Annotated in this window: 6 protein-coding genes and 1 tRNA gene; 3 read left to right on the top strand and 4 right to left on the bottom strand. The window is 69.8% G+C overall.

The window, feature by feature from the left end; translation table 11 throughout:
• The first annotated feature begins 60 nt into the window (after window positions 1–60).
• Window positions 61–132 (top strand) — tRNA-Val (locus tag E1285_RS23575).
• Between the two features lie 219 nt (window positions 133–351).
• Here E1285_RS23575 and E1285_RS23570 read toward each other — a convergent pair.
• The 4 genes from E1285_RS23570 to E1285_RS23555 are packed head-to-tail and all read right to left on the bottom strand — an operon-like array spanning window position 352 to window position 5,056.
• Window positions 352–1,929, bottom strand: a complete 1,578-nt coding sequence (locus tag E1285_RS23570; RefSeq protein ID WP_279510087.1) for an MFS transporter — start codon at window positions 1,927–1,929, stop codon at window positions 352–354.
• A 15-nt stretch (window positions 1,930–1,944) separates the two neighbouring features.
• Window positions 1,945–2,817 (bottom strand): glucose-1-phosphate thymidylyltransferase RfbA, encoded by an 873-nt coding sequence (gene rfbA / locus E1285_RS23565; protein ID WP_132155585.1) that lies wholly within the window; start codon window positions 2,815–2,817, stop codon window positions 1,945–1,947.
• Window positions 2,814–3,722 (bottom strand): proline iminopeptidase-family hydrolase, encoded by a 909-nt coding sequence (locus E1285_RS23560; protein ID WP_132155583.1) that lies wholly within the window; start codon window positions 3,720–3,722, stop codon window positions 2,814–2,816. Before E1285_RS23560 ends, rfbA begins: the two co-directional genes overlap by 4 nt.
• 5 nt (window positions 3,723–3,727) lie before the next feature.
• On the bottom strand, window positions 3,728–5,056 hold the full coding sequence (locus E1285_RS23555; RefSeq protein WP_132155581.1) for an activator-dependent family glycosyltransferase: 1,329 nt from the start codon (window positions 5,054–5,056) through the stop codon (window positions 3,728–3,730).
• A 233-nt stretch (window positions 5,057–5,289) separates the two neighbouring features.
• Here E1285_RS23555 and E1285_RS23550 point away from each other — a divergent pair, with 233 nt between their 5' ends.
• Window positions 5,290–6,246 carry an ACP S-malonyltransferase gene (locus E1285_RS23550; protein WP_207946755.1) on the top strand — a complete coding sequence of 319 codons (957 nt, stop codon included), beginning with the start codon at window positions 5,290–5,292 and terminating at the stop codon, window positions 6,244–6,246.
• Window positions 6,247–6,248: 2 nt separating this feature from the next.
• Window positions 6,249–7,826, top strand: a complete 1,578-nt coding sequence (locus tag E1285_RS23545; RefSeq protein ID WP_132155579.1) for an AMP-binding protein — start codon at window positions 6,249–6,251, stop codon at window positions 7,824–7,826.
• The last annotated feature ends 4 nt before the right edge of the window (window positions 7,827–7,830 follow it).

Here is a 7,830-nt window from a genome sequence, read left to right as displayed (position 1 = left end):
CCCAACCCCCAACATGCGCTAGAGTTTCGACCGTCGGACCGCCCCCAGGGCGGCCCGCCCGGGCGATTAGCTCAGTGGGAGAGCGCTTCGTTCACACCGAAGAGGTCACTGGTTCGAACCCAGTATCGCCCACCCTTACGACACAGGCCCTCCAGCACTCATGCGGGAGGGCCTTAATGATCAACTGGGTGGGAGGGAGGTCATCTCCCTCTCACCCAAACGAGGTCACGAGAAGGCCTCCCACGGTCCATCGCTCTCCGTAGCGGCGAAGCCGCCGCCCCGGTCTTCGAACTGGTCGCTGGAGTCGACGACGGTGTGCCGGTGCGGAACTCATGGACCCAGCCAGTCCGGTTACGCGTGCAGGGTCTTGGGTTCGTCGGGCTGCTCGTCCGGGGTTTCTGGGGCGTCGTCGATGACCTTGGGCACGCCGCGCAGGGCGAACCAGGCGGCCAGCGCGACGCTCAGGAGGAGGAAGGCGGCGGCGAACGCGGTGATGTGGAGGCCGTCCACGAAGGCGTGGCGGGCCGCCGTGGCGACGGCGCCGGCCAGTTGCTCGGGGAGCGAGGCGGCGACATGGAGGGCGCCGCCGATGGAGTCCTTGATCGTGGGTGCCGTCTCGTTCGGCACTCCATCGGGGACCTTCAGCGAGTTCGCGTACGCGACGTTGAGGACGCTGCCCAGCAGCGCGACGCCCAGGGCCCCGCCGATCTCCATCGCGGTCTCGGAGATGGCGGCTCCGGAGCCGGCCCGTTCCTTGGGGACGCTCGCCAGCACCGTGTCGCCGGTGACCGCGAAGGCGAGGCTGATCCCGAACCCGACCGGGATCATGACCATGACCACCTTGAGGTAGTCGGGCGAGACGCCGACCAGCACGTACATGCTCATGCCGATGGCGGCGACCACCATGCCGAGGGACACGGTCCTGGCCCGGCCGAGCGCGGTGATCAGGGGGGCGGCGAGGAGGCCGCCGGCCATACCGCCGACCGCGCCCGGAAGACTCGCCAGCCCCGCCTTGAGCGGTGACCAGCCGAGCACGAGCTGGAAGTACTGCGAAATGATCAGCGATTGGGCGACCATCGCGGACATGGCGAACATGTTGGTGGCGATCGCGCCGGAGAACGCGGGGAGGCGGAACAGCCGCACGTCGATGAGGGGGTGGGTGAGCCTGGTCTGCCGTCGCAGGAACAGCACGATGCCGGCGACGCCGACGGCGGCGGTCAGGGCGACGCGGGGCTGTGCGAGGCCGCCGTCGGCGGCCGCCTTCACGGCGTAGACGAGCGCGATGATGCCGGCGACCGACAGCAGCACGCTGATCGGGTCCAGCCGCCCGGGCCGGGGGTCGCGCGACTCCGGCAGCACCAAGGCGCCGACGATGAAGATCAGCGCCATGATCGGCAGGTTGATCATGAAGACCGAACCCCACCAGAAGGAGTTGAGCAGGGCACCGCCCACGATCGGGCCGATGACGAAGCCGGCCGCCGAGATGCCGCTCCAGATGCCGACCGCGGTGGTCCGTTCACGCGGGTCGGTGAAGGTATTGCGGATGATCGACAGGGTGGACGGCATGATCGTCGCACCGGCGGCGCCGAGCAGCGCCCGCGCCGCGATGAGCATTTCCGCGCTGCTGGAGTAGGCGGTGAGGACCGAGGCGGCGCCGAAGATGACCGACCCGATGAGCAGGAGCTTCTTGCGCCCGATGCGATCACCGAGGGAGCCCATCGTGATCAGCAGGCCGGCCAGCGCGAAACCGTAGATATCGGCGATCCACAGGATCTGCGTGGCGGACGGGTCCATATCCTCGATCAGCACGGGAATGGCCAGGTGCAATGCGGTGAGGTCGATGCTGAGCAAGACCGCGGCCAGGCAGCAAATGGCCAGTGTGGCACCCTTGCGCAGACGCCCTATCGGCGGTGATTGGTTAGACTGCACGCGTCAAACTCCCATTCAGGCCAATTCCTTGGCGATAGAACGCACGTATGCTCCGTAGTCGGACGACGGCAGTCGGGTGCCGAGCCGATGGCAGGCCTCGGCGTCGATGTAGCCCATCCGCAGGGCGACTTCCTCCAGGCACGCGATCCGCACGCCCTGCCGCTGCTCGAGCACCTGGACGTACTGGGCGGCCTGGAGCAGTGATTCGGGGGTGCCGGCGTCCAGCCAGGCGAAGCCCCGGCCGAGGTCGTACAGGCGCGCTTTCCCGCGCTCCAGGTAGACCCGGTTCACGTCGGTGATCTCCAGTTCTCCGCGGGCCGACGGACGCAAGTTCTTGGCGATGTCGATCACGTCGTTGTCGTAGAAGTACAGTCCTACGATGGCACGATTGGACCGCGGATTGGAAGGTTTTTCCTCGATCGAGACGAGCTTCCCCTCCGCGTCGGTGCGTCCGACTCCATAACGCGAAGGGTCTTCCACCGGAAAGCCGAAAAGAACACATCCGTCAATATCTCGCGCGTGCCTTTGCAGGATATCGTAGAAATTGTGCCCGTGAAAGATGTTGTCGCCTAGCACCAGCGCCACCGGGTCGGAGCCGATCCGGTCGGCGCCGAGGATGAATGCCTCGGCGATGCCCCTGGGTTCCGGCTGCTCGACGTAGTCCAGCCGGATGCCCAGCTGCGAGCCGTCGCCGAGCAGCCGCCGCAGCTGCGGCACGTCGACCGGGGTGCAGATCACCTGGATCTCGCGGATGCCCGCGAGCATGAGCACGGACAGCGGATAGTAGATCAGCGGCTTGTCGTTGACGGGCAGGAGCTGCTTGGAGACCGCCAGCGTGATCGGGTGCAGCCGGGTGCCGTGCCCGCCGGCCAGGAGGATGCCCTTCATACCGCGTCCACCAGCTCGTCCAGGAAACCGGTCATGACCCGGATGAAGCGCTCGTGCTCCTCCAGGTGCGGCAGATGGCTGGACTCCTCGAAGATCTCCCACCGGACGTCCGGGATGGCGTCCTGGAAAGGCTGGACCGTCGCCGGCGTCGCCTCGTCGTGGCGGCCGGAGACCAGCAGGGTGGGCACGGCGATCTCGGCGATCCGGTCCTCGATCGACCAGTCCCGCAGCGTGCCGATCACGTGGAACTCGTTCGGTCCGTTCATCGTGTAGTAGACCGTCGGATCGTTGTGGATCTCCATGAAGGTGGCCGTGAAGTCCCGCGGCCACGGCAGCACCCGGCAGACGTGCCGGTCGTAGAAGGCGCGCATCGCCTCGAAGTACTCCGGGCTGTCGAAGGTGCCGGCCGCCTCGTGCCGGCGCAGCGTCGCCTGCGTCTGCGCCGGCAGGCCCGCGCGCAGCTCCTCGACCTCCCGCAGCCACAGCGGCATGGAGGCGGGCGAGTTGGCGATGACCAGGCCGCGCAGCCCGGCGGGGCGGCGCGCGGCGTGCACGGCCGCGAGCATGCCGCCCCAGGAGTGGCCGAACAGCACGTAGCCGTCGGCGATCTTAAGGCGGCGCAGCAGGTTGTCCAGTTCGTCCAGGAACAGATCGACGTTCCAGAAGCCTGCGCCGCGTCCCGGCAGGTGGGTGGAGCCGCCGTTGCCGAGCTGGTCGTAGTGGACGACCGGCCAGTCGGCGTCGGTGAGCGCACACAGGTTCAGCAGGTAGTCATGGGTGGCGCCGGGACCGCCGTGGAGCGCGACCAGCGGTGGCCGGCCCGTGCCGAGGTCGCCGGTGATGCGGTACCAGGTCCGGTGCTCGCCGAACGGGACGGTGCCCTTCGCGCTGGGCGGCGTCGCCATCCCGCTCACACCGAGGACGTGCCGCGGGCGGCGCCGCGTTCGGCCGCCAGCCGTTCCAGCTCGGGAACGATGTCCACCGGGCTCGGCAGGGCGAGCAGCTCCTTCTGCAGCCGGGCCGCGTTGTCGTCGAACGCGGGCTCTTCCAGGAGCCGGGTGAGGCTGGAGCGCAGCCGTTCCGCGGAGAACTCGGCCGGATCGAGGACCAGCCCGGCACCCTGGTCCACCAGGCTCTCGGCGTTGCCGGCCTCGTCCCACAGCCAGCCCGGGACGATGAGCTGCGGTACCCCGTGCCGCAGCGCGTTCTGCATGGTCCCCATGCCGCCGTGATGGATGATCGCCGAGCAGGACGGCAGCAGCTCGTTGAGCGGGACGAAGTCCACCAGCCGGACGTTGTCCGGGACGCTGCCGGCGGCGACCGACGCGTAGACCTCCGGGGCCACGGTGGCGATCAGCTCGACATCGAGTCCGACGGCGGCTTCGAGCAGGTCCGAGACCGGGAAGCCGTCGGTGTCGGCACGCGGTATCGACAGCCCCATGGTCAGGCAGACCCGCGGGCGCTCCGGGCGCTCGTGCACCCAGGCGGGCACGGCGGACGGGCCGTTGTAGATCACCGGGCGCACCGGGATGGGATCCGCCTCGACCGGGACCCGGACCCAGGACGGCAGGGGGTCGATCGTCCGCTGGCCGAGTACCAGCTCCTCGTCGAACGGGGCGCCCGGGGCGGGTGCGTGGCCGAGCGAGGCCAGCCTCTCGTTGAGCCAGTCGGCCACCGGGTCGACCTGCTCCTGCTCGGGCTGTTCGGCTCGCAGCTCGTGGAACAGCGCACGCATCCGCGCCCAGTGGTCGGTGCCGAACAGCAGCCGCGCGTGGGGTATGCCGCCGGCCCGGGCCGCGACCGGCCCGGTGTAGGTCATGGCGTCCCAGACCAGCAGGTCCGGCTGCCATCGCGCGCAGAAGGCGACGAGGTCTTCGAGCGCGGCCTGGTCGGCCGACATCTCCGCGAAGACGCAGTACGTGCCGAGCGTGTCCCGCACGTACTCCCACGTGAGCTTCTCGGGACGGGTCTCGGCGATGTTGTAGCCGGAGCCGTAGCCGGGCTCGCCGGACCGGGGGCCGCCGGGCTGCCCCGTGTTGGGGGACTGGTCGGCGTCGCCCATCAGGTTGAGGACGTTGCCGACCGGCACCGCGGTGAGCCCGGCCCGCTTGATGGATTCGACGAGGTCCGGCTGGGCGGCCACGCACACCTCGTGCCCGGCGGCTCGCAGGGCCCAGGCGATCGGGACCGTGTTGTAAAAATGCGAATTGAGCGCAAACACCGTGAACAGAACGCGCATGCTTTTCTCCAGCCAGCCGGATCTGGTGTGAAACGGAACCGGAGCCTGTCAGCGCCGGCGCAGGCCGCCTCGCCATTACCGATCAACACGGTATTTAGACGGTGCCGGGCAGGCCAACCCCTAGCCCGCCCCAGAGCGTCCCCTAGGCGGCTCCGCATGGGCGGACTAGGGGTTATTCGAGGAGTTGATCTGCCGGTATGTTAGCCGTTGTGAATAACGAAAGGGCTGCGGATATGGGCAGCGATTCCCCGGCCGGCGGCGCGATCGTGTTCCCCGGCATGGGCCCGACGCCCTTCGCCGAGGTCGGGAAGTTCATGCTGACCAACCCCTGCGCTCGGCGGCTCGTCGCGGCCGCCGATGACGTGCTCGGCTACTCCCTCGTCGATCGCTATCGTGACTCCGACGAGGCCTACTCCGAGTCCGCGCAGGTCGCCTTCATGGTCAACTGCCTGGCGCTGGCGGAGTGGGCGGGCGAGGAGTTCGGCATCGCGCCGGAATACTGCGCCGGCCCGAGTTTCGGAGCGAAGGCGTCCACCGCCTACGTCCAGAGCCTGCCGTTCGCCGATGCGGTCATGATGACCGCCGAGTTCGCACGCTGCCTGGCCGGGTATTTCGCCGATGAACACCGGGACATCGTCACCCATTCGTTCATCCGCACTCCGGCGGACCTGCTGCACGAGGTGCTGTCGGAGATGGATGAACGAGGCAATTGGTACGACATTGCCTGCTATTTGGACCGTGACTTCTACATGGTCTCGCTCCACGAGGGCGACCTGGAATGGCTCCAGCAGCGGGTGCGCAGCATCGGCGGGCTCTCGCTCTACACGATGCGCCCGCCCATGCACTCCAAACTCTTCGGAGCACTGCGCCGCAAGGCCGAGGAGGAGGTCCTCGGCAAGCTGCGGTTCGCCGACCCGACGGTACCGGTGGTCTCCGACCACGACGGGTCGCTGCTGCGCTCCGGCGAGCAGATCCGGACGCTGGTGCTGGACGGTATCGTCCGCCCGCTGCGCTGGCCTGAGGTGGTGGCGACGCTGAGAGGGCTGGACGTGACCAAGGTGATGATCGCCGGCCCGGACGGCCTCTTCGGCCGGGTCGGCTGCACGACCGACAACTTCGAGGTCATGCGGCTGACGCCGAGGCTGGCGCTCCAGCCGCGGCGCAGGCCCGACGCCCGGGCGGGGAGATGACCATGTCCGACGACACCACCCCCCTCGCCGGCCCCCTGGCCGCGCGTTTCCTGCGCGGCGTGGCCGTCGCACCGGACCGCACGGCGATCCGGGCCCGCGACGGTGCCCTCACCTACGCGGAACTGCACGAGCGGGCACTGCGCTGGGCGGGGGCGCTGCTGCGCGCCATGCCCGACGGGCCCGGCGCCGCCGTCGGTGTCCTCGCGGGCAAGGGACTGGACGCCTACACCGGCATCCTCGCGGGACTCTACGCGGGGGTCACGGTCGTCCCGTTGAGCACCGAGTTCCCCGCGGCGCGCACACGGCAGATGCTGCATGCCGCGGGGGTGGCGGCGCTGGTCACCGACGAGCGCGGGTACGAGCTGCTGCCCGAGATACTCCTGAACAGCGCGCCGGGCGACGCGGCCATGCCGGTGCTCTGCCCGTCCCGCGCCGGCGGGCCGTTCCCCCGGATCTCCGCCGACGGTGCGCACGAGCTGGCGGCGCCGCGCCCCGTCGACCGCGCGGACCCCGCCTACATCCTGTTCACCTCGGGCTCGACCGGCCGCCCCAAGGGGGTACCGATCTCGCACGCCGCCAACGACCACTACTTCCAGGTGCTGGACGCCAGGTACGACTTCACCCCGGACGACGCCTTCTCGCAGACCTTCGACCTCAACTTCGACTGCGCGATGTTCGACATGTTCTGCGCGTGGGGGGCCGGGGCGTGCCTGGTCCAGGTACCCGCCTCCGCCTACCGGGACATGCCCGCGTTCATGGCGCGGGCGGGCCTGACGGTGTGGTTCTCCACGCCCAGCGCCATCGCCCTGGTGCGCCGGACGGGCGGGCTCGCCCCCGCCGCGATGCCCGGACTGCGCTGGAGCTTCTTCGCGGGCGAGGCGCTCAAGTGCCGCGACGCCGACGACTGGCAGCAGGCCGCGCCCACCTCGGCGGTGGAGAACCTGTACGGGCCGACCGAGCTGACCATCACCTGCACGGCGCACCGCTGGGACCCTGAGGCCTCTCCGCCGCGGGCGGTGAACGGCGTCGTCCCCATCGGCGGGCTGCACAAGGGACTGGAGTACCTGCTGCTCGGCCCGGACGGCGAGCCCGCCGACGGGGAGGGCGAGCTGTGCGTCAGCGGACCGCAGATGACCACCGGATACCTCGATCCCGCCGACGCCGAGGGCAGGTTCGTCGAGCGCGGCTCGCTCACCTGGTACCGGACGGGTGACCGGGTCCGCGAGGTGGGCGGCGAGCTGGCGTACCTGGACCGGATGGACGCCCAGGTCCAGGTACGGGGCTGGCGCATCGAGCCGGCGGAGATCGACAACGAGCTGCGCTCGTGCCCCGAGATCGAGGACGCCGTCACCGTGGCCGCCACGGCGGGGACGGAGGCCGAGCTCGTCGGCTTCTACACCGGACGGCCCGTCCCGGCGGTGGAACTGGCCCGGCGGCTGCGCCGCACCCTGCCGGAGCCGATGATCCCCCGGCGCTTCGCGCACCTCGCCGGCTTCCCGCTGAACCCCAACCGGAAGATCGACCGCTCGGCGCTGCTGGCCAGGGCGAACGTGATGGTGGGCGGCTCGGCCGCACCCTGAGCCG

The organism is Actinomadura sp. 7K507 (assembly GCF_004348425.1).
GTDB lineage: Bacteria > Actinomycetota > Actinomycetes > Streptosporangiales > Streptosporangiaceae > Spirillospora.
This window is presented reverse-complemented; position numbering and strand designations above follow the sequence as displayed.